This window comes from Brevibacillus jepli, from assembly GCF_047229145.1.
In the GTDB taxonomy this organism is placed as follows: Bacteria; Bacillota; Bacilli; order Brevibacillales; family Brevibacillaceae; genus Brevibacillus.
In genome coordinates this window covers 1-23559 of record NZ_JBFEFW010000019.1, presented here as the reverse complement: position 1 = coordinate 23559, position 23559 = coordinate 1, and the positions used below count along the sequence as shown (strand labels likewise).

Sequence of the window (23559 nt, the reverse complement as noted above, 5' to 3'; positions counted from 1 at the left end):
TATGCAGGAGAAAAATCGCGGGTTGGCCCTGTTTACCTCTCTCGTCTTTCTGTTTTTGCTAGGGCCGCTCATTATCATTTCTTTTACGTCTTTTGAGCCGGGGAGCGTCTTGAAGTTTCCGCCGGAGGGCTTTTCCTTACGATGGTATGAAAACATTTTCAATGTAGAAATGTTCATGACGACGTTCAAGACGTCGATGTTCGTTTCCTTGCTGGGGAATCTCTTGGCGCTCTTGTTGGGGATTCCGGCAGCCTATGCGCTCAGTCGCTTTGATTTTCGCGGCAAGGGCATCTTGAATGGCATTTTCATCTCGCCTGTCCTGATTCCGGGGATCGTGATGGGTTTTGCCATGCTGAAATACGTCATCGTCGTGTATAACTTGCCGATTTATGCGGGACTTCTCGTCGGTCATACAGTGCTGATGCTTCCATTTATCATTCGCGTCATTGCATCATCCCTGTCCAACTTTGACTTCGCCATTGAAGAAGCGGCGCTGAGCCTTGGGGCAGGTCGTCTCGAAACCTTTTTCAAAGTCGTCTTGCCGAATATTCGCTCCGGAATCATTGCTGCGATCCTGATCGCCTTTCTTGAGTCGTTCAACAACGTAGATATCTCTGTTTTTATGACAGGACCAGGGGTGAGCACGCTGCCGATCCAGATGCTGACGTACGTAGAAAACAACTTCGATCCGACGATCGCCGCGATTTCCGTGCTGCTCATGATTCTTACGGCTATTCTCATGTTCATCATTGAACGATTGATGGGGCTTTCCTACTTTACAAAACGATAACGGAGGCATCAACTCATGGCATTGCTCACGCTTGATAACGTATCGGTTGCCTATGACAATCAATATATTTTGCAAAACTTCAATTTGAATATCGAAAAGGGACAGCTGATCTCCCTTCTGGGTCCAAGTGGATGCGGAAAAACGACGACACTGCGTCTGATTGCCGGTTTTCTCGAAGCCAAGGATGGTCGGTTCATGTTTGAAGGAAAGGATTATACGCGCGTTCCGGTGAACAAGCGCAATTTCGGGTTTGTATTCCAGAGCTATGCGTTGTTTCCGCACCTTTCTGTATTTGATAACGTGGCGTTTGGTCTTCGTCTGCGCAAGGTAAGTGAGTCAGAAGTGAAAACACGCGTGCATCAGATTTTAGATGTGGTTAGCCTCGGTGGCTTCGAAAAACGTTTCCCCAAGGAGCTGTCCGGTGGACAAAGACAGCGCGTGGCAATTGCCCGTGCATTGGTGATTCAGCCTGACCTGCTCCTGTTCGATGAGCCGCTCAGTAACCTCGATGCCAATCTGCGGATCAACATGCGCGTAGAAATCCGTCGCATTCAGCAGGAGCTGGGGATTACGACTGTGTACGTATCACATGACCAAGAGGAATGCTTCTCCATCTCGGATCAGGTCGCGATCATGAACAAGGGTGTTATTGAGCAGCTCGACGATCCGGCTACCATTTTCAAATATCCGAAGACGGAGTTCATCGCGCGTTTTATCGGCTTTACCAACTTCATCGACTTCGCAGAGCGCACGGAGCAAAACGGAGAGATCGCCCTGCGTGTTGGTGATCATCAGTTTACAGCATCCAAGCACCCGGGTACGGCTAATCCATCGGGCAAAAAATGCGCCATGCGTCCAGATGATCTCTTGGTTACCACCGAAGAGTCGATCGAGTCGGGTATGAACCGTCTGCGTGGAACGGTTAAGGTCAGCACGTTTTTGGGACGCAGCTATCAATATGTTGTGGAAACAGAGTTGGGCGATTTCACTGTCAATCAGGAGATGGAGACGCCATACAAAACGGGCCTAAACGTCAATCTGCTGTTTCCAAAAGACAAAGTGGTACTCGTGGACTAAAGACAGGAGGTTATATACGTGAAGGTCGATTTGCTGATTCAAGACGTTCAAGTTTTCAACAGCTATTTCAAAAAGTTCATCAAAGGAAATGTCGCTGTCTTGGATGGGCGTTTCCTCTATATCGGTGAGCGCGATACCGAAACATTTGAAGCGGGCGAGATCGTGGACGGACAAGGCCGCTTCATGATTCCGGGTCTCGTTGACATCCATTTGCATATTGAGAGCACGATGGTGACGCCAGAGACATTTTCCTATGGCTTGATTCAAAATGGCGTGACGACGATCGTGCCGGAGCCGCATGAGATGGCCAATGTGTTCGGGATTGAAGGTATCAAAGAGATGATTCGCGCAAGCCGCGATTGCGTCGTTGATATGCTGTACGCGATCCCCAGCTCCGTACCAGCTACATCGATGGAGACGACAGGTGGATCTGTCGAGATTGCCGATATGGACGAGCTCTTGCGTTCCGAGGAGATCATTTGCTTAGGCGAAATCATGAATTACGTAGACATCATCAAGGACCCTGATTGCAAGACGAACCGCATTCTGGAGCATATCCGCAAAACGTATCCGAAGCTCGTTATTGAAGGGCATGTTCCGAAACTGCTTGATTTGGACCTGCACCGCGTCATTTATGCCGGTGTGGACTCCGACCATACCCATCAGACGCGAGAAGGCATGGAAGCGAGAATCGCAGCAGGCATGTTCTTGGAGATTCAAGAGAAATCGATGACAGATGAAGTGATGGATTATTTGATCAAGGAAGATGTTTCCGAGCATTTCTGCTTTGTGACGGATGACGTGATGACCGATTCTTTGGTGAATCGCGGACATTTGAACCATATCGTGAAAAAAGCGATTCAAATGGGCATGAAGCCGGAGCGAGCGATCTACGCGAGTACATTTACTCCAGCCAGACGCATGAACATGACAGATCGAGGTGCGATTGCGCCAGGGAAGATCGCGGACTTCCTGCTGTTGTCCGATCTGCACGAACTGAAGATCGAACACGTCTATAAAAATGGGAAGAAAGCATTTGATGCCAGGGAAGAGTATCGACAAGTGGTCAAGGAAAAGCAATTCCCTGCGCATTTTTACGAGAGTATCAAGCTGGCGCCGCTTACGGAAAAAGATTTCCTCGTCACGGTAGATGTGCCTGACAATCGCTATCCATGTCGGGTCATGCTCGTGCAGAACGGTTCGACTTTTACGGAGGATCATCGCGGTATCGCAGAAGTGCGGGAAGGGCAGCTCTGCTGGGAGGAAAGCCCGTACGGCTTGATCGCAGTTTTCGAACGCTATGGCAAAAACGGCAATCGCGGCTACGGTTTGATCAGTGGCGATACGATCAAGCGTGGTGCGGTGGCTACCAGCTATTCCCATGATAATCACAACCTCTTGGTCGTCGGACACAATCCGCACGATATGATGGTCGCGGCCAATGAAGTGATTCGCAACCAAGGCGGATTCTACGTTGTCGAGGATGGCAAAGTAATCGCGAGCCTGCATTTGCCGGTCGGAGGTATTTTGACAGAGGAACCATTGGATAAAACGGCAAAGGAAGTAGAGCAACTGCGCCGTGCCATGGAGTCACTCGGTTATGATCACTACAATCCGATCATGTCGATCAGTACGCATTCCTTGCCGGTCAGTCCAGCCTTGAAGCTGACGGATCTCGGCTTGATTGATGTAAACGCAGGAAAAGTAGTTCCGTTGCTGTTGATGTAAAAAAAGTTGCTTGCTGAGAAGAAACTCTTCGGCAGGCAATTTTTTTTGATCAAAAAGTCCCTAATGAAGTGATCGAATTCTCATGCATAGGAATACACTCCCGATTCATCTCCCTATTTTCTGACTGGAATTCGGGTATTTGGTAGGTTTTGGTTTAGGTATTCAGAATCTGGGATATTGGAAAAATTTTCTGTAACATGGTATTCGATCCTAATCCAGAAAAGAGGAGATAAATAAATGGATAACGTAGGGTTGAGAAACAAACTGTTTAGTAAAGGGCTGTCGCTTTTGTTTATGCTGGCAATGATGCTGGTAGCGGGCGCAGCTACTCTCGTGTTTGCTGAGAAAGCATCAGCTCACGGGTATATCGAATCGCCAGCGAGTCGCTCTTACTTGTGTAAGACGGGGCAAAACACTGGCTGCGGTCAAATTCAGTATGAGCCGCAAAGCGTGGAGGGTATCGGCTCGTTCCCGCAATCCGGTCCTGCCGATGGTGAATTTACCGGTGCAGGCCGCTATCCTGAGCTTTACGCACAAACAGCAGATCGCTGGACCAAGGTTACCTTGCAGGGTGGACAAAATGCATTTACTTGGAATCTGACAGCCCCGCATAGTACAGCGGAGTGGAAATATTACATCACGAAAAAAGATTGGAATCCAAACCAGCCACTTTCCCGCGCTGATCTAGAACTGTTCTCCTCGTTCCAGGACGGAGGGAAAAGGCCGCCATTTACGGTAACGCATTCGATCAATGTACCAACAGATCGCAGCGGCTATCACATCATTTTGGCTGTCTGGGAGATCGCAGATACCGGAATGGCGTTTTATCAGGCGATTGACGTGAATTTGATTAACAATGGAACAGGCGTCGTAGAACAGCCAACTGTTCCGGGCAATGTGACTTCCGTATCGCAAACAGCTACAAGCATTGAGCTTAGCTGGACGAAATCGGTGGCATCTGATGGAATCAAGCAGTACGATGTGTATCGAGATGGCAAATTAATCACATCTACGAAAGAAACAGCTTACACGGACAAAGATTTGACGCCTGCTACGGCTTACAGCTACACCATTGTGGCAGTCGATGGCAAAGGGAAAGAGTCTAAAGCTAGCAAAGCTCTTACCGTTCGCACAAAAGCAGAAGATATCGTGGACACAGAAGTACCGACGGCACCAGCAGGAATCATGTCTCACGATCAAACAGAGACGGCAATTGATCTCATGTGGAGTCCTTCCAGAGACAATGTTGGCGTGGTGAAATACGAAGTGTATCGTGATGGTTCCCGAGTGGGGACAGTTGAGCAGCCTTCTTTTGTCGATAAAGAATTAACGGCAGGAACCTCTTATACGTATACGATCAAGGCAATCGATGCAGCAGGAAATATCTCCGAAGAGAGCGCACCATTTACTGTGAGCACGAAGGAGAAAAAGCCAGAAGTACCAGGTGAAATCGCAGAGTGGGATTCCTCTGCCGTATACGTACAGGGCAACCGTGTCATGTACGATGGATTGGAATACGTAGCCAAATGGTGGGTGACTGGTGAACAGCCAGATCGTTCCGATGCGTGGAAGCTGGTGAGCGATGTCGTGCTGTCATGGGATTCAGGCAAAGCCTATGATGGCGGAGCTCAAGTAAGCTACGAAGACAAGGTATACGAGGCAAAATGGTGGACCAAAGGCGAAGTGCCAGGGAAAGCCGATGTATGGAAGCTGGTTGAATAATGTTGCAAAGCCCGGGGAATCTGCCTGGGCTTTGTTTCGTTATATCCTGCCAATATTTTGCCGATTCCTACTTGTTTTGTTATACTTATAATTTGAACTATGCACCCACAACTTATAAGGTAAGAAGGAAAAGAAAATGAATGAAACCTATTCGCTAAATGAAAAATGGCGGCAGTTTTTAACTGTATTACTTCCTATTTTGATATCGCAACTAGCGCTGTTTTCCATGACGTTCGCCGATACCATTATGTCTGGGCATGCCAGTCCGACAGATTTGGCCGGTGTAGCGATTGGGTCCAGCCTGTGGGTACCTGTTCAAGCGGGTTTAACGGGAATTTTAATGGCAGTCATGCCGATGGTTGCGCAGATGGTTGGCGCAGGGAAAAGAGATCAGGTGCCTTATACCGTTATGCAAGCCTTGTATTTGAGTGTCGGCATTGCTGGCGGAGTCATGATTGTCGGTGGCTTGCTGCTTGATCCAATTTTGAACTGGATGCAACTGGAGCCTCAGGTGCGTACGATTGCGCGTGGCTTCCTGCATGCGATTGGTATCGGTATTATTCCTATGTTTCTCTATACGGTGCTCCGTTGCTTTATCGACGCATTGGGACAGACGCGGGTAACGATGTTCATTACCCTGCTGTCGTTGCCGATTAACGTATTATTGAACTACGCTCTTATCTTTGGTCATTTTGGCTTGCCACGACTGGGTGGAATCGGTGCCGGGCTTGCATCTGGCATTACGTACTGGTGTATTTTGCTGATTACGCTGTTTGTCGTGAATCGCGTGGAACCATTTGTCGAGTTCGGCTTGTTTTCCAAGTTTCACCGTATCTCGATGAAAGCATGGAAAGAGCTGCTGAAGCTGGGGCTTCCCATCGGTTTTTCAATCTTTTGCGAGGTTAGCATTTTTGCGGCCGTTACGTTGTTTATGAGTGAATACAGCACGATTACGATTGCCGCGCATCAGGCAGCGATGAACTTCGCTTCATTCTTGTACATGGTGCCACTGAGCATATCTATGGCATTGACGATTGTCGTCGGCTTTGAGGTCGGAGCCAAAAGGTTCCGGGACGCCAAGCAGTACAGTTATTTGGGCATAGGTATTGCCCTTGGCATCGCCCTTTTGTTCGGAGTCATCTTGCTGATGTTTAGCGAGCAAGTGGCTGGTTTCTACACGACTGACATAGAGGTGTTGGAGCTTGCCCAGCATTTCTTGATGTACTCGATCCTCTTCCTGATCTCTGATGCAGTCGCGGCCCCTATCCAAGGGGTATTGCGCGGGTACAAGGATGTGACCATTACCTTTATCGTTGCGCTGATATCCTATTGGGTGATTGGCTTGCCTCTGGGATATATACTGGCGAAGTTCACTTCGCTTGCAGCGACGGGATACTGGATTGGTCTGATCACGGGATTGGCTGCTGGTGCTATCTTCCTTTTTGGACGTCTGCTGTCGTTACAGAAACGCATGATTCGCAGTCATTCATAAGGAAACAGATAAGCGGAAAATCCCTGATAAGAGGGTTTTCCGCTTTTTGCATGAATAGACAAGGGCTCGTTTACACTAAGAGCAAGACGATATATACTTTCTATCATAGGTAATGGAAGATAACCTGACATCAAGGCAGATGGGGGGAGAAACTCATGTCACTATCGGTATTCATGACGTATGATTTTTTGCTAAAACTAGGAGTCGCACTATTTCTAGGCTTGATGATTGGTATGGATCGACAGCTCAAGCATAAACCGCTTGGTGTAAAAACGAGCATGGTCATTTCGGTAGCGAGCTGTCTCATTACGATTGTCTCTATTGAATCCGTCCATCGGTTCTCCGTGCCTGGACACACCAATATGGACCCCCTTCGCTTGGCTGCTCAAATTGTGAGCGGTGTCGGTTTCCTTGGGGCTGGTGTTATTTTACGCCGGAGTAATGATGTTATTTCGGGTTTGACCACAGCATCTATGGTCTGGGCAGCTTCTGGACTAGGGATTGCAGTAGGAGCAGGATTTTATTTTGAGGCAGTGACCGCGACGATCCTCATTATTTTGGCGATTAATTTGTTCCCGATCATTCTTCGCTTGATTGGTCCGGAATCGCTCAGACAAAGAGATTTGTCAATCAAGATTGTGGTAGAAGGCGGGGGCGATCTTGATCTGGTGTTCAAGCAGATTAAGCATCTCGATCTTCAAGTGAAGCGGGTTAAGGTAAAAGACGTGGACAATAAGCTGCAAAAGCTGGAAATGATGATTACGGCATCGGAAAGTACGTATACAACGGATATATACAGTCTCCTGAAAGCGGTAGATCATGTCGTTTCCGTAGAAGTAGAAAGTAGATAAAAAGGAATAATAGAAGACGGAGGCCATAGGTGGCTTTCGTCTTTTTCATTTTCGATTACAAGTGGCTGTCGTGAGGGAAGAAGCGCATTTCCAGTCTACGCTTCGGCCTCCGCCCTGCTGAGGGTGAAGACTGTTCGCTTCGGAAAAAATGGCGGGAGCGGTTCAAACGTAGATGTTTCGAAGAAGTTTTCCATAAGTGAACCTGAAATTCCCCGCCATTTTTTCCTACGCTGGGTCGGGCTCCAGAGGCGCTTGGACTGGAAATGCGCTTCTTCTACGTAGCTTTCCATTTTTGAAAGTGAACTCATGAAGCTTACTTGATTCACTTACAAAACGATGTAAAGGCTCCTACTACACAAAAGCTGTACGAAAGCACTGTCACATGTCTTCCCCCGACCACAACCGTTAGAGGACAACATTATTTTTCATTTTTCCCGAAAAAGCACTTCATCTCTTGCTAACAAGAATGAAAATCATTATCATTTTAGTAGAGAAAAACTGTTTCATTTCCTTTTACTATGATAAAAACGTTTGATATGAGGAGGATGCGAGATGGAATTCAGAATTGAAAAGGACACGATTGGGGAAATCAAGGTTCCTGCGGATAAGCTGTGGGGAGCCCAAACACAACGCAGCTTCCAAAACTTTGAGATCGGCGAAGAAAAAATGCCGCTTCCACTGATTCGCATGTTTGCCATCCTGAAAAAAAGCGCTGCTCTGGCGAATCAAAAGCTGGGCAAGCTCGACAATGAAAAGGCAGAAGCGATTGTGGCGGCTGCAGATGAAGTCATCCAAGGAAAATGGGATGAGCATTTCCCGCTGGTTGTCTGGCAAACAGGTAGCGGTACGCAATCGAACATGAACGTCAACGAAGTAATTGCCCATCGTGCGAACCAGCTGCTGCAAGAAAAGGGCAGTTCAGCTCGAATCCACGCCAACGATGATGTGAATAAATCACAGAGCTCCAATGATACATTCCCGACAGCAATGCACATGGCTGGTCTGGTAGCAGTCGAGGAGCAAGTATTGCCTGCGCTCCAGCTGTTAAAAGCGACGTTGAAAGAAAAAAGCGAAGCCTACATGGAAATTATCAAAATCGGTCGTACCCATTTGCAGGACGCGACTCCGTTGACGCTGGGCCAAGAATTCAGCGGCTGGGTGCGTATGCTGGAAAAGGCCGAAAAGATGATCAAGGAAAGCAACGAGTACTTGCGTGAGCTGGCAATTGGCGGAACAGCTGTCGGAACGGGCATCAATGCGCATCCACGCTTCGGTGAAATGGTCGCGGCCGAAATCAGCAAGGAAACCAACCACCAATTTGTGACGGCGGAAAACAAGTTCCACGCACTGACCAGCCATGACGAGCTCGTTCATGTGCACGGTGCCCTGAAAGCACTCGCAGCAGACCTGATGAAAATCGCCAATGATGTGAGATGGCTGGCGAGCGGCCCGCGTTGCGGAATCGGTGAAATCATCATTCCTGCCAACGAACCAGGCAGCTCCATCATGCCAGGGAAGGTGAATCCGACCCAGAGTGAAGCAATGACCATGGTCGTTTGCCAAGTGATGGGCAACGATGCAGCGATCGGATTTGCCGCGAGCCAAGGGAATTTTGAACTGAACGTATTCAAGCCGGTCATCATCTACAATTTCCTGCAATCCGCAAGACTGTTGGCAGATGCGATGAAGTCCTTCAACGACAATTGCGCAGTAGGCATCGAGCCTGATCTGACAGTCATAAAAGAAAACCTGAACAACTCACTGATGCTGGTGACGGCCCTGAACCCGCATATCGGGTACGAAAATGCGGCAGCTGTAGCGAAGCTGGCTCACAAAGAAGGCATTACACTCAAGGAAGCAGCGATCAAGAGCAATTTGCTGACCGAAGAGCAATTCGATCAAGTTGTGCGCCCTGAGCAAATGATTCATCCAAAAGAGTAGCATCTTCATAGAAATAACCGATGGTCCCGTAGTAGGGCCATCGGTTATTTTTTTGAGAAAAATTACAGATGAGATCCGCCGCTTGCATCAATCAATTGACCAGTTACCCAACGACTGTCGGGTGAGGCAAGAAAAGCGGCAATATCCGCCACATCTTCAGGTTCTCCCCATCTGTTAAAGGTTGAGAGCCCAGCAGCATACTTTTGCCCATCCGGATTATTTTGCAACGTGCCCGCATTCATTTCGGTGTTAATAATGCCGGGCAGGATCGCGTTCACCGTAATATGACGGCTGCCCAGTTGTTTAGCCAAGGCTTGTGTAAGTGTGTTTACAGCGCCCTTTGATACGCTGTAGGTGAAAACACTTGGGGAGGCCGCACGTGTAACAAACGATGAGATATTGATGATACGACCACCGTCTTTCAAGCGGGGCAAAGCTTGTTGGGTAACAAAAAGCGGCGCTTTGACATTTATGTTCATGACCTCGTCAAAAGACTCTTCTGTAGCTTCCTCCAACGTTAAAATTTGCCCGATCCCAGCGTTATTCACGAGAATATCAAACCGATTGCCTCCGGTACGCTTCTGTAGCTCGTCATCCAGTGTCCCAAATAAATCACGAATGCCGCCAAGGGTACGCAAGTCAGCACCGATCGAGAATGCTTGACCTCCACTTTGCTCGATCTCACGTACCACTCCTTCTGCTTCGCTCTGCCTTTTCCCATAGTGTACAGCCACTAATGCGCCATCCTGTGCCAGACGTAATGCAATGCCACGACCGATTCCCCGGCTTGCACCGGTTACCAAAGCTATTTTACCGTTCAGCTTGCTCACACCCTCATCTCCTTATTCGAAAATTCATGTTAGTTATATCACAAGGTGATGTTTGAAATATTGCTCTCTCATTCGAGGTTCACAGGGACATGCTCATGGCGATAATGGAATAGAATTGCTCTCTTCCTTTACCTTTTCTTTAAAAATTCTTGTTATAGTGGTTCTATCTTACTTGGATGAGTGCGGAGGTGTTTGTACGTGAGGATTTTGATTGTAGATGACGACAAAGAGATTGTAGAGCTCATGGCGATTTATTTGAGCAACGAAGGCTATGAGATCGAAAAAGCTTTTGACGGTTTGGAAGCGATGGAGAAGCTGGAGCAGAAGTCTATCGATCTTGTCATTCTGGATGTCATGATGCCCAATCTGGATGGGCTTGAAGTCACCAAGCGAATACGAAAAAACTCTACCGTCCCTATCCTGATGGCGAGTGCCAAAACGAATGATATGGATAAAATCATGGGCTTGATGACCGGTGCGGATGATTACGTAGCGAAGCCTTTTAATCCGCTGGAAGTGATTGCGCGGGTCAAGTCACTCTTACGAAGGGCAAACTACTCGCAGGAAAACAAGCAGGAGCATGTGATTGAAGTCGGGCCATTAATTATTCATAAGCAAAGTCACTTCGTTCAGACGAAAGAAGGCATCCCGATCAAGCTAACGGCACTGGAATTTTCCGTCCTGCATCTATTGGCAAGTCATCCGAATCGGGTATTCAGCTCAGAGGAAATTTTTGACCGCTGCTGGAAAATGGAAAATTTCGTTTCCTACAAGACGGTGATGGTTCACATCAGCAACTTGCGGGAAAAGCTGGAGAAGGCGACCAATGGCGAAAAGGTGATACAGACGGTCTGGGGGGTCGGCTACAAAATTGAAGCTTAGTGCCAAGGATTTTATTCGAATCCTTTTCGATTTGCTGCTTGGCCTCTTGATTATCTACGCTGTTTTTCAAATGGCTGCTTTTCTCGCCAACAACTATTTCTACAATATCCCGCAAGTCAAAGAGTACATTTGGAAGCTGCGGGTCAATTTTGATATCAATTCCTTTAAAATCCCGATTATCTTGATCGCGACGGGTATGTTTGTAGCGTGGTCCGTCGTTCGTATCCGCAAGTACCTGGAACAAAAGCAGATGGAGCAAATCATAAACGAGCTGCATTTCATTGCAAAAGGCAATTATCATCACCAGATTTCTATTCGTCCGAACGGCAGCTTGGGCCAAGTGGTCGATAGCATCCATGCTTTGGTCAAAAGCGCTTTGGATGCGATGGAGGAGGAGCGAAGGCTAGAACAATCGAAGGATGAGCTCATCACAAACGTCTCCCATGATCTGCGAACGCCGCTGACCTCGATTATTGGCTACCTCGGACTGATTGAGCAGAACAAGTACAAGGATGAAGAGAAGCTCAAGCACTACGCACATATCGCCTATGAAAAAGCGAAGCAGATGAACGTACTCGTCAACGATCTGTTTGAATACACGAAGGTTCGCAATCGCGGAGCACATTTGAAACGAACACAGTTCGACTTGGTAGAGCTGGTTGAACAAGTATCCGTGGGCTTTCGACTCGTTGCGAATGAGGCGGGACTGCGGCTCGTCGTCGATACCCCCGATCAAAAAATCGAGATGGTAGGGGATACAGACAAGCTCGTTCGCGTCCTGGAAAACCTCATTTCTAACGCAGCAAAGTACGGACGGGATGGAACAGAGATAATCATACGCGTCTTTCAACAAGGGGAAGGTATCGCCATTTCTGTTGCCAATAATGGAGCGCCGATCCCGGCTGAATTTTTGCCGAGCCTGTTTGAACGCTTTTTTCGGGTGGAAGGCTCACGTTCAACAGAGACAGGAGGCTCCGGACTCGGACTGGCTATCGCCAAGAGCATCATCGACCTGCATCAGGGAAATATTTCTGTCGAAAGCACACCGGAATGGACGACCTTCACCGTGTGGCTACCACGTACAATCTCTGGCATTTGAGAAAAGCTTTACTTTTTCTTTACCTTTCGTTTCCGTTAATTTTAATCGGAAAGTCTATCCTGACAGCATGAAGGCAAAATGACTGGTTGGAGAGAGGGTTGGACGTTGGATAACGTACAAAAAATGGGTAGACCTGTTGCGCTGTTTGCCATTGCTGGGTACGCAGTGTTTGCCCTGTACTTGTTTCTCGTTGTGAAGGTATTGCTGTTTAAATTCGGCAGTTTCGATAGTAGCTTGCTATTGGATCAGTGGAAAATCATTTGGAGCGATCCGTCTGTGATTGTGGAGCGGTTGCGATACCGGAGTAATTTGGTACCATTTCATGAAATCGAAAACTATGTCAAAAGCATTCGTGATAACCAAAGCTGGCACAGTGCAGTGAACTTCGTAGGCAACGTGATCGCCTTTATGCCGTTAGGCTTTTTGTTGCCGCTTCTGTTTCCGAAAATAGCCGGTTCCCTGTTCAGGGTAATCACGCTGTCTCTGATGCTGAGCCTCGGTGTGGAGCTGACCCAGCTCGTAATGAACGTCGGAACATTTGATGTCGATGACCTGCTCTTGAATACATCGGGAGGTATAATTGGGTATGTGGTCTACTTGTTCATTTGGCTTCTACAGAAAAAACGGTTCATCTTTACCGTAACTTCGAAGGCTACTTTTTAGGCACCCCTGTGGTGCTTTTTTTATTACAATTAAAAAAGTATTGATGAACAAAAAGCCGGTGAGAAGAAAAAGCACAGGGCTCGCAGACCTTGACAACGCCTGCCCAGTCGGAACTTAAAAAAGGGGGCAACGCTTGTCGATCACTTCTTCCTTGAGAAACTGCCGCCCGTAGGGTGGCTTTGGCTCGACGGTCCCCTTTTTTAGTGGAGACGGCCAGTGAATCCCCCATGCTGGCGTGTCAGAGTCGAAGAGAACTGTGCTTTTTCTTCTCCTCCACTATGTTGACCCAAACAAACCAATCCCCCTTGTTTTGTCCCAATACCTATGTTTACACTAGTAGAAAACCATCGAAAATTCCTGTCGAAAGAGAAGGTGATTCTCTTTGTTACATAAAGCGCAAGAGATTTTACGAAAGTACTTTGGCTACGAATCATTTCGCGAAGGCCAGAAGAAAATCATCACGAGCCTGTTAGCTGGACATGACACCGTAGGCATTATGCCAACCGGAGGCGGGAAATCGATCTGTTATCAAGTCCCAGCGATGCTCCAAGAAGGAGTAACCATCGTGATCTCCCCACTCATCTCGCTGATGAAGGATCAGGTCGACGTGCTGGTCAGCATGGGCATTCCAGCCACCCAAATTAACAGCTCACTGGATTACAGCGAGGTACGCGATCGACTGCGTATGGCAGCACGTGGAGAGTACAAGCTGTTGTATATCGCACCGGAGCGGTTGGAATCAGAAGCATTCCAAAACTTGATTCAGGATGTACCGATCTCGTTTGTGGCAGTGGACGAAGCGCATTGCGTCTCGCAGTGGGGGCACGATTTCCGTCCGAGCTATTTGGCGATCGCTCGTTTTCTGCAATCGCTGCCACAGAGACCGATCGTCGCAGCCTTGACGGCGACAGCGACACCGGAGGTAACGGAGGACATCAAGCGACAGCTGGAATTAAAGGACGAGCGCCTCTTCATCACGGGATTCGGCAGAGACAATCTCATCTTGTCTGTACGCAAGGGGGAGAACCGTCGAGAATTCATCCAGGCGTACTTGCGGGCGAATAAGCAGCAGGCAGGTATTATTTATGCGGCAACGAGAAAAGATGTGGACGCCTTGCATGCCGATTTGGACAAGCGCGGCTTCGCGGTGACCAAATACCATGCAGGACTGACGGAGGAAGAGCGAGCAGCCAATCAGGAAGCATTCCTGTTCGATGACGTCCGTACGATGGTCGCGACCAATGCATTTGGAATGGGCATCGACAAGTCTAACGTACGCTACGTCATTCATTACAACATGCCGAAAAATTTGGAGGCGTATTATCAGGAAGCAGGTCGTGCCGGACGCGATGGGGAGCCTAGCGAGTGTATCCTATTGTTTCAGCCACAGGATATCCAGACGCAAACGTTTTTCATCGAGCAGAATCAACTGCTGGATGAGCGCAAGGAGCACGAGTACAAAAAGCTGTACGCGATGATCGACTATTGCCGGACACCGCGCTGCTTACAGCAAAACATCGTGCAATACTTCGGTGAAACAGATGCAGCCGTATGTGGCCGTTGCGGGAACTGCACGGATGAGACCGAGCTGTCCGATATTACACTCGAAGCGCAGAAGATTTTCTCCTGCGTCAAACGTATGAGAGAGCGCTTCGGTGCCGCACTCGTCGCGCAGGTACTCAAAGGCTCCAAAAACAAGAAGGTCACCCAGTTTTCCTTCGATCAGTTGCCTACGTACGGTCTGATGAAGGAATACAAGGAAAAAGAGATCGCAGACTTGATCCAGCTCCTCATTGCCGAAGGGTATTTGCAAGTGACGGAGAGTCAATATCCAATCGTAAAGCTAGGGGAGCGGGCTTTACCAGTTCTGCGTGGTGAGGAGCGCGTCGTCCAAAAAATCTCGATTCGCCCAGTTCAACTGACAGAGGATGATGAGCTGTTCGAGCAGCTACGTGCGTTGCGCAAGGAAATCTCGACGCGACAAAAGGTACCCCCATACGTGATTTTCCCGGACAGTACGTTAAAAGAAATGAGCAGCCTCTGCCCGACCGACAAACAAGCCATGCTCAAGATCAAAGGAGTCGGCGAGGCGAAATTCGAGAAGTACGGGGAGCTTTTCCTCGAATGCTTGCAAAACTATACAGCGATTAAGTCGTGACAGTCATGTCATGGCTTTTTTTCTATTTTTCTTTTCACGTGCCTGCTATAGTAAGATAGCAAACCAGAATTTTCATACATAAATGAATAGGAGGACAATAAGAGCAACACCATCGAAGGGCACTGACAGATTAAGAGAGACAGAGGGGAAAACATGAAAAAACTAGCGAAGGGCTTATTAAGTGTTGCACTCACATCTATGCTACTAGGCAGTGGAATGTTGGGGATCGCCGCACCAGCAAAGGCCGCAGAAACACCTACCAAAATCACGTTGCTTGGCACATCTGACATTCACGGACGATTCATGCCATGGGATTATGCCTTGGATGGCCCGAATCCAAATGGCAGCATGACGCAGCTGTTCACGATGATTAAAGAGATTCGAAAAGAAAACCCGAACACCGTGCTGCTGGACGCAGGCGATTCGATCCAAGACAACTCGGCAGAGCTGTTCAACGACCAACCGCAGTCTCCGATTATGGTCGCGATGAACGAAATGAACTATGATGCATGGGCTTTTGGCAATCATGAATTTAATTTTGGACTCGATGTTTTGGACAAGGTCAGCAGCCAATACAAAGGCGCTGTTCTGGCAGGGAATATCTACAAGGAAAATGGCGAGCGTTTCTTGCCTGCATACACGATCATTGAACGCGCAGGTGTAAAAATCGGCGTCATTGGGATGAACACGCCGATGATTACCGATTTCGAAAAAGGAACCGATCATCTGGATGGCCTCGTGATCAAAAATCCGGTAGAAGAAACCAAGAAAGCTGTAAAAGAGCTGGAAGGCAAAGTAGACGTCATGATCGGCCTCATGCACATGGGCATCGAGAATGAAAACGGCATTCCAGGTACGGGCGTAGCAGATATCGCGAACGCCGTTCCAGAGCTAACCGCGATTTTTGCCGGGCACATGCACAAGCTCGTGAAAAAGGAAGAGATCAACGGTGTCCTGATCACTGAGCCGGACAAGTACGGTACGCATATCTCCCGCATTGACCTGACCTTCGAAAAGAAAGATGGCAAGCTCGTTCTGACTGACAAGGAAGCGACTGCGCTCCCTGTAAAAGGCGCAGATGGCACACCAGCAGTATCCGATGCTGAGCTGGAGACCAAGCTCAAGCCTTTCCATGAATTCGCACGTGCAGATGCCAACATCGTCGTAGCAGAGCTTAAAGGTATGAACCTGGTACCGAAAAACGAGATCGAGGGCATCCCGACGGTACAAATTCAGGAGACGCCGCTATCCGACTTTTTCCATGAAGTGATGCTCTACTACAGCAAGGCAGATGTGGTAGCTCACCAGATCGACAACGACAAAGCCAAGCTGGATGTAGGGCCGATCAAGAAAAAGGATATCGCCTACAACTACCAATACGCAGGTGGCGAGATCACCGTTTACAAAGTGACCGGAAAAGACTTGAAGGACTACATGGAATGGGCAGTGGGCTATTTCAATTCCACGCGTCCTGGTGATGTGACTGTGAGCTTTGATCCTAAACGCCGCGCTTCCAAATACAGCACCAACGATTTCTTCGGTGGCGTGAAGTACGAAATCGACCTGACCAAGCCGTACGGCAGCCGCATAACAAACCTGCGCAAGCTCGATGAGACACCGATCAAGGCTGAAGATACCCTTGAAGCTCGGAATGAACGCATACCGAATGGAAGCTTTGCAGGCAAAAGGTGGCGCGTTGGAAGGACGCAAATTCGAACAACTATGGTCTTCCAAAGACAATGCGGCGTTTGGTGAAACAGGTGGAACGATCCGCAATCGCGCTATTGCGTACCTGAAAGAAGTGAAAAAAGGCGTTTACGAGCCAAAAGTACAAAACAACTGGAAGATTACGGGTGTCGATACCACTGCACCTGAACGCAAAGATGTAGTAGAGCTGATCAATGCAGGCATCTTGAGCGTTCCGATAACGGCAGATGGCAAATACACCAATATCGCTTCCATCAACATCAAGGATGCAGTAACCAAAGAAGAAATCAACGAGCTGTCTGCAAAAGTAATAGTCGATGCAGCGAAGTTCGCGACGGTCAAAACAAAAGGTGAATTTTATCATCAACTGAACGAAGCGAGAAAGGCTGCGGAGAAATCGGGTACACCGACAACCAATACACAGCAAAAGAAATAGCATAGATAAAAGCAAGAAAGCCGTGACGCTAGTAGTCACGGCTTTCTTTGACGGTAATCTGTCAACGAATGATACGTCTGCGATATTTCAGCAAGTACAACAGGAAGCCGAGAAGCAACAGCCCTTGACCAACGATCGCACCAGAAATGGAGATTCCGATATAGGTAATCAGGTAGTAAATGCCGGAGCCTATTGCCATCAGCAGATTCTCCACGAAGTTTTGAATCGCAATCGTTTTCCCGGAACCGACCATCCGCTTTCCTTCGTCCTGCAAGACGGTATTCATCGGGATAATGAACACCCCACCCATGAATCCGACGAGAAGCAATAAACAGATGGCAATAAAAGTAATGTTGATCCAAGGAAATAGCACGATGATCAGAAACATTCCGAATCCGTATGTCAGCGATCGCGTGAAATGAGACAAAGGAATGAGCTTTGGAGCGAGAAAAGCTCCAGCAATAATTCCGATAGAAGTCGTAGCGAGAATCAGCGATACAGAGAAGCTCTCCGGGTTAATCCCTAGCGCGAGTGGAATCCACGCCAGAACGGCCACTCGAAGTACAGCAGAGGACATCCAGAACGCTCCCGTTCCAATCAGGGCAAAGCTCGTTTCCGGGCGATTCATCAAGTGCTGGAAGTCGATGAAAAAGCGTCGTGCTTCTGCTCCATAGCGAATCGATGAGTTCCCTCTCATACGCGGAATGAAGAAAGTCATACCAAGCGACAGTAGATAGATCAGCAGACAAATTCCTGACGAGATAAGCGGCGCTGTCATGTTCGCGATCGCTCCACCTCCGCCGATCCCCGTCAAAATCGCAAAGATCGTATAGGCTTCGATGCGAGCATTGGCATGAAACAGTTCATCTTCATTGCGGGTCAGCTCTGGCAAAATTCCGTACTTGGCCGGAGAGTAGACGACTGCTCCGACTCCTACGGTGAAGTAACACAGCATCAGCATGATGATGCTGGACTGGTCAATGAAAAACAGCAGGACGACACCGAGGGCTTTAATCAGGTTGCCAATCACCAGCACAATTGATTTGGCGTGCTTGTCGGCAAAAGGTCCAACCAATGGCGCAAGAAAAATGTAAGGGAGAAAGAATGAAATGGATACAAGTGCAAGCATGGCGGGAGAAAAACCGTTCTCCCGCAGCAGATTCGCGATCACGAACAAAATCATGTTGTCGGCAAAGGCCGATAGAAATTGAGTGAAGTACAGTGCTTGTAATGGTTTTAATCGTATGTTCACATCATTTTCCTCCAGTCTCCGCCAGTTGTTTCAAGCTGACGTAATCCGTTTTGCCGCTACCGAGCAGTGGCAGAGCCTTGATCACTTGCATAGCACCTGGAATGAGTAGTGGTGAATATTGCTTTTCAGTCAAGTACGCACGTAGCTGGCTTAGCTGCACGGTTTCATCTGTTGTATAGAGCAGGACACGCTCACCTTTTCGCGGATCATTCACTGTGATCGCAGCAAAACCGGAGTGTCCGAAGCATTGCATTGCCAGTTCTTCAACCAGATTGAGCGAAACCATCTCGCCGCCGATTTTGGCGAAGCGCTTCAGTCGGGATTGGATGCTGAGAAAGCCGTCCTTGTCAGCTGTGACCAAATCACCTGTGTGGTACCACTCCTCAGCGGGAACAAAGCCTTTTCCGTGAATCATATAACCCTTCATGACGTTTGGACCCTTCACCAAAAGCTCTCCGCCTGTATCAATCCCTGCTACGGCTTCCAGCTTGGCGGACATTCCTGGCATCAAACGACCGACGGTTCCTGGCTTGTTAGCGAGTGGCGTGTTGAGTGACAGGATTGGAGCTGTTTCGGTTGCCCCATAGCCTTCGAAGATCCGCACACCGAACTTTTCCATCCACAGCTTGCGTACATCGTCCTTCAGCTTTTCTGCTCCTGCAAACACGTAGCGCAAGGAGTAGAAGTTGTAAGGGTGAGCCATTCGGCCATAACCAGCCATAAAGGTCGAGGTTCCGAAAAGGATCGTTGCGTTTTGATCATAAACCAATTCCGAAATCGCCTTGTAATGCAACGGACTTGGATACAGATAAACCGGAATCCCTTTTACGACGGGCACGAGTGTTCCTACGGTTAGTCCGAAGCTGTGGAACATCGGAAGAGCATTGAAAAATTTGTCTCGGCTCGTAATGTCGATTGCGCTGGTCACCTGTTGGATATTCGCGTACAGATTCGTGTGCGTCAGTACAACACCTTTTGGCTTGCTCTCACTACCGGAAGTGAATAGAATCAGCTCGTTATTAGTTGCAGAAGCTTTTTTCTTCCGCAAATAAGAGAAGAGTGCAGACACTTTGTCAAAAGCCGTAGCCGATGCTTTCAAATCCTCGAGATAAATGATCTTCATGCTGGGAGAAAGACCTGCGATGATGTGCTCCAGCTTTCCTTTTTCGATGAATACGCGTGAAGTCAGGATCGTATCAATATGTGCGGTCTCGCAGCAATCCAGAAGGGAACGAATACCGAGCGAAAAGTTCAGGATGGCTGGAGTGGTTCCGATGCGGAACAAAGACAGTAACGTTACGAGATGGCCCACCGAATTGGGGAGGAATACACCGACAACCGGTTTTCCCAAAAGCATAGGCTGCAATTTGTTGCCGAGTAAGTAGCTGCCGATTAACAAGGTCTTGTAGTCGATCGTGGACGAGAGGTCCTTGGCGATTTCCATTTTCGCACCGTTCAGGCGAGCTGCTTCTAGTACTTCATCAAACAAATTCACGTTTTGCTTCATTCGGCTCTCGAACAAGCCTTCCTGGAAGATTCGCAGGATACGATCATTGGCTGCCGCTTTTTGTTCGCGCATCGACAGGTTCTGATCACGCTCGATGGTGAAGGGATTTCCGACGGTCATGGTTACATCCGGGAACCAGGAGAGCTTCAGCTTTCCTTTCAAGTACGAGAAGATCGAACGTTCCAGACCATTAATGATGATTGGGTAAACCGTTACGCCAGTTCGAAGAGCGAGATACCCAACACCGCTGTAGATTTTCATGATGCCGCCCGTCGTTGTGATCCGACCTTCTGGAAAAATCACCAGCGTTTGTCCGTTTCGAAGGACGCGGAGCATGTGACGGATGGAGTACGGGTTGAGTGGATCGATTGCGATATGCTTGCGGAAGCGTAGGAAAAACGCAAACCGCTTGGCGATATCTGTGTTTACGACAAATGTTGCTTCTTTTGGCAAGCAAAAGGATAAGAGTACTGCATCTAGCAAGGAAACATGATTGGGAGTTATTAGCGATGGCATCGACAAGTCGAGTTTTGAAAGTCCGAGAACACGGGGACGAAACCACAGCATCAGTATCGTTTTCAAGAAAGAATAAATAAGGGCCATGTGGACCACACCTTTACAAAGGATAATTTTGTTGCTCTATAGCTTTTATTGTAAGGAGTGGAGCATGTAAAAAAAGTACCAACATTCATTGGTACCTGGTAATAAGACCTAGAATAGCTTTTTTTGGCTGGCTTTTGCGGCCGCTTCCTTACTTGTTTTGACGCCCATTTTTTTGAGGATTCGGTTGATGTGATTTTTGATCGTACGCTTCGTGATGTGGAGAGATTGTTCGATCTGCGTCTGCGTATGACCTTGGTGGATTAATTGTAGGATGTCCCTTTCTGCGGGAGATAACAGCTTTTGATTTTCATCGTTTTTCAAACGTAAAAATTCGTTGCGCAGTGCCGCAGCTGCTGTAGGGTGAATGGCCGACTGACGGTTGTGAGCAGCACGGATGGCGTCGGGAATTTCCTTGAAGCTCGATTTGCTGATGTAATTGACGGCACCCGCTGAAAAGGACTCCACAATCACGGCCTCGTCTGTGAGAGAGGTGAGCATGATGATTTTGCTGTCGGCTTGGAGTGCCATGAATTCGATTGCGGTCTCGATCCCGTCAAGATTGTTCTCGGTCAAGTTAATATCCATCAGGACGACATCCGCTTGAGCAGGCAGGAATCGCTCGATCGCTTCTGCTTTGGACCCGGCTTCACCCACTACTGTGAGATCGGGTTCCTTGTTCAAGAAATCAATGAGACCTTTTCGCCAGACGGGGTCATCCTCTACTAAAAACACCCTGATTGCATTCATGTGTAAGCGTCCTTTCGCTATTCAGAGTCGTTTATCATTACACGCTTTTTCGGGAAAAACAGGAAGACGGTGGTTCCTTTGCCTTGCTCACTGTAGATTTCCAGCTGTCCTTGATGCTTTTGCATGACATTGTAGCAGTAGGAGAGCCCAAGACCAAAGTTTTGTCCCGTTCTTTTTGTCGAGAAAAAAGGATCGAGCACGTGAGGCAGGTTCTCTTTTGTAATGCCTGTGCCTGTGTCCGCGACAGTGATGATGAGATGCTTGTGGGACAAAAATAGCTGAAGATGGAGCTTGCCGCCCGATTTCATGGCTTCTAGCGCATTCATGCACAAGTTGGTGATGACTTCGCGCAGTTGTACGCCATCGCCATACAAGCGAAGTGTTTCGTCCAATTCACTCACGACTTCTACCTGTTGTTTCAGGATATAGGGCGTCAGATTTTGTGTGACTTGCCCGATGATTTGACCGGGGTCACATATTTCTTCGCGCAGCTCGACGTCCCGCAGCTGGTTTTGAATCCGATTCATCATGTCCAGCATATGCTGCGAGGATTGCATCAGGACAAGCGCGTCTTCTTTTAGCGACGGCTGGTTGGTTTCATCTGCGTATGTTTCGATGCGGTCGGCATACAGCGAGATTTTGCCCACTTCATTTTTGATCGTGTGGTTAATGATTTGCGCACCGGAAGTCAAGGCACGCAAGGTACTGTCCAGACGTCTTTTTTCTACACGAAGACGGACACCAAGGAAGCCGTATTTCAAACTGATGGCAACGATCAGGATAAATTGGATCGTGACCACGAGCATGTTGTAGCGCCAGGCTTCGTAATCGTTCTGGGTACGCATGATGTAGATGAAAATAAAGACGAAAAATAACGGAACGATGATGAGTACGTTCGTGAAGAAGCTGTTCTTTTTCACGAGTGGATCTTTCTCTCGCATGTACTGCACGACAAGCAGCGTACAGGAGAACAGAAAAAACGGAATCACCCATGCCACCATAATCCAGTAATTGAAGAGTAGCTCGGGATAAATGGGTGTTATCCAAATCATCCCAAGAGGCAGGATGAGAGCGGCATATTGGATCGTCAGCTTTACTCTGCGAGAAAAAAATTCAGCCGAGTGGACGGCAAACATAAGAAACGTGTAGGGCAGGCCCGCTTGGCAAATAAAAGAAGAGATGCGGCTTATCAATATCAGGGTGTTCGTGGCCCCGGGCTTTGCGGCCAGGTAATCTGCAAAATAGGGCATGATCGTTTCGTCAATCACTCCTGAGATAAAGCCCCCCGCCCCAACAAAGGCAGTCGCACAAGCCCAGCGGATCGACGTTCTCTTCGGGTCTGTGAACAGCACGAACAGACCTAATGCCCATATGGTAAACAAGATGAAAACCATCATGGATTTGCTGTCTCCTGTCAATTATTATTCCACTATTATATCGTACACCGGCGATAGGAGACGGAAAAATAAATCATCGGGACAAAAACGGGGGATGGAGGAGAAAAGCAGCAAGCAGGTTTTTCCAAATATTCGTTGAATTGAAAAGGACTGGTTGTGCATCTCGTGACTTTCTATCTATCATTTTTAGCGAGAGGACTCCCACTTCTATAAGTGGAGAGGTGAATCGCTGCTTTTTTCTTGGTATTTTTCTTCTTTATTGTATAAAATAGCAGGGAACATACGTTCTTTGTGGTCGCTTATAAAAGGAGGTGAATGAATTGTCAACAGAGGAAAAAGCGTACCAAACCTTTCAAATTTGGATCAAGCCTGGACATCGCTTGTTTCCGTATTTCCAGCATGCTTGTCTACAAGCGAAAAACCTCCATAACACAACGAATTTCTTTATTCGTCAAGTGTTCACGGCGATGCAACAGACGGGTGAGCTTCAACCTTTGCAAAAAGAAGTTCTCGATCTTCTGCATGAGAACATCGAGCAAATCAATCAGGTGCAACTTGCGGCCTATCAAAAAAGACTGGCTAGAGAACAAGCAAAGCCTACCCACGAGCAGAAAGTGATCAAGCCAAACTTGTATGTGCTTCCGACCAAGGAAGCCTCGCTACTTTCTTATGGCTTC

At 48.1% G+C, this 23559-nt stretch carries 16 protein-coding genes and 2 pseudogenes; 13 read left to right on the top strand and 5 right to left on the bottom strand.

Annotated elements, in window-relative coordinates; translation table 11 throughout:
- The first annotated feature begins 1 nt into the window (after position 1).
- From AB1L17_RS19940 to fumC, 7 genes are all read left to right on the top strand, one after another.
- On the top strand, positions 2-790 hold the full coding sequence (locus tag AB1L17_RS19940) for an ABC transporter permease (RefSeq protein WP_412846847.1): 789 nt from the start codon (positions 2-4) through the stop codon (positions 788-790).
- Positions 791-805: 15 nt separating this feature from the next.
- Entirely contained in the window at positions 806-1867 is a 1062-nt protein-coding gene (locus AB1L17_RS19935) for an ABC transporter ATP-binding protein (protein WP_412846846.1), read from the top strand.
- Between the two features lie 18 nt (positions 1868-1885).
- Entirely contained in the window at positions 1886-3595 is a 1710-nt protein-coding gene (locus tag AB1L17_RS19930; RefSeq protein ID WP_412846845.1) for an adenine deaminase, read from the top strand.
- Between the two features lie 237 nt (positions 3596-3832).
- Positions 3833-5317, top strand: a complete 1485-nt coding sequence (locus AB1L17_RS19925; protein ID WP_412846844.1) for a lytic polysaccharide monooxygenase — start codon at positions 3833-3835, stop codon at positions 5315-5317.
- Between the two features lie 136 nt (positions 5318-5453).
- Positions 5454-6809, top strand: a complete 1356-nt coding sequence (locus AB1L17_RS19920; protein WP_412846843.1) for an MATE family efflux transporter — start codon at positions 5454-5456, stop codon at positions 6807-6809.
- A 173-nt stretch (positions 6810-6982) separates the two neighbouring features.
- Positions 6983-7660, top strand: coding sequence for an MgtC/SapB family protein (locus tag AB1L17_RS19915; RefSeq protein ID WP_412846939.1), 678 nt, complete (start codon positions 6983-6985; stop codon positions 7658-7660).
- A 552-nt stretch (positions 7661-8212) separates the two neighbouring features.
- Positions 8213-9601 (top strand): class II fumarate hydratase, encoded by a 1389-nt coding sequence (gene fumC / locus AB1L17_RS19910; RefSeq protein WP_412846842.1) that lies wholly within the window; start codon positions 8213-8215, stop codon positions 9599-9601.
- Positions 9602-9663: 62 nt separating this feature from the next.
- On the opposite strand, the gene AB1L17_RS19905 is transcribed toward fumC, so the two are convergent.
- Positions 9664-10431: an SDR family oxidoreductase gene (locus tag AB1L17_RS19905; protein ID WP_412846840.1), complete on the bottom strand. Its 768-nt coding sequence runs from the start codon at positions 10429-10431 to the stop codon at positions 9664-9666.
- 198 nt (positions 10432-10629) lie between these two features.
- On the opposite strand from AB1L17_RS19905, the gene AB1L17_RS19900 reads away from it, so the two are divergent.
- From AB1L17_RS19900 to AB1L17_RS19880, 5 genes and pseudogenes are all read left to right on the top strand, one after another.
- Positions 10630-11313, top strand: a complete 684-nt coding sequence (locus AB1L17_RS19900; protein ID WP_412846839.1) for a response regulator transcription factor — start codon at positions 10630-10632, stop codon at positions 11311-11313.
- Positions 11303-12412 (top strand): sensor histidine kinase, encoded by a 1110-nt coding sequence (locus AB1L17_RS19895; protein WP_412846838.1) that lies wholly within the window; start codon positions 11303-11305, stop codon positions 12410-12412. The genes AB1L17_RS19900 and AB1L17_RS19895 overlap by 11 nt, the downstream gene beginning before the upstream one ends.
- 105 nt (positions 12413-12517) lie before the next feature.
- Complete coding sequence (locus tag AB1L17_RS19890) at positions 12518-13075, top strand: VanZ family protein (protein ID WP_412846837.1); 558 nt, start codon at positions 12518-12520, stop codon at positions 13073-13075.
- A gap of 382 nt (positions 13076-13457) precedes the next feature.
- On the top strand, positions 13458-15233 hold the full coding sequence (gene recQ, locus AB1L17_RS19885) for a DNA helicase RecQ (protein ID WP_412846835.1): 1776 nt from the start codon (positions 13458-13460) through the stop codon (positions 15231-15233).
- 153 nt (positions 15234-15386) lie between these two features.
- Positions 15387-17376: pseudogene (locus tag AB1L17_RS19880) on the top strand (bifunctional metallophosphatase/5'-nucleotidase).
- A 61-nt stretch (positions 17377-17437) separates the two neighbouring features.
- On the opposite strand, the gene lplT reads toward AB1L17_RS19880, so the two are convergent.
- The 4 genes from lplT to AB1L17_RS19860 form a co-directional block, all read right to left on the bottom strand.
- Positions 17438-18628, bottom strand: a complete 1191-nt coding sequence (gene lplT, locus AB1L17_RS19875; protein WP_412846833.1) for a lysophospholipid transporter LplT — start codon at positions 18626-18628, stop codon at positions 17438-17440.
- 1 nt (position 18629) lies between these two features.
- Positions 18630-20738: an AMP-binding protein gene (locus AB1L17_RS19870; RefSeq protein ID WP_412846832.1), complete on the bottom strand. Its 2109-nt coding sequence runs from the start codon at positions 20736-20738 to the stop codon at positions 18630-18632.
- A gap of 108 nt (positions 20739-20846) precedes the next feature.
- Positions 20847-21485, bottom strand: coding sequence for a response regulator (locus tag AB1L17_RS19865; RefSeq protein WP_412846831.1), 639 nt, complete (start codon positions 21483-21485; stop codon positions 20847-20849).
- Positions 21486-21502: 17 nt separating this feature from the next.
- Entirely contained in the window at positions 21503-22882 is a 1380-nt protein-coding gene (locus tag AB1L17_RS19860) for a sensor histidine kinase (protein WP_412846830.1), read from the bottom strand.
- A 320-nt stretch (positions 22883-23202) separates the two neighbouring features.
- Here AB1L17_RS19860 and AB1L17_RS19855 point away from each other — a divergent pair.
- Positions 23203-23559, top strand: a pseudogene (locus AB1L17_RS19855) (RNA-guided endonuclease InsQ/TnpB family protein); the annotation flags it as partial.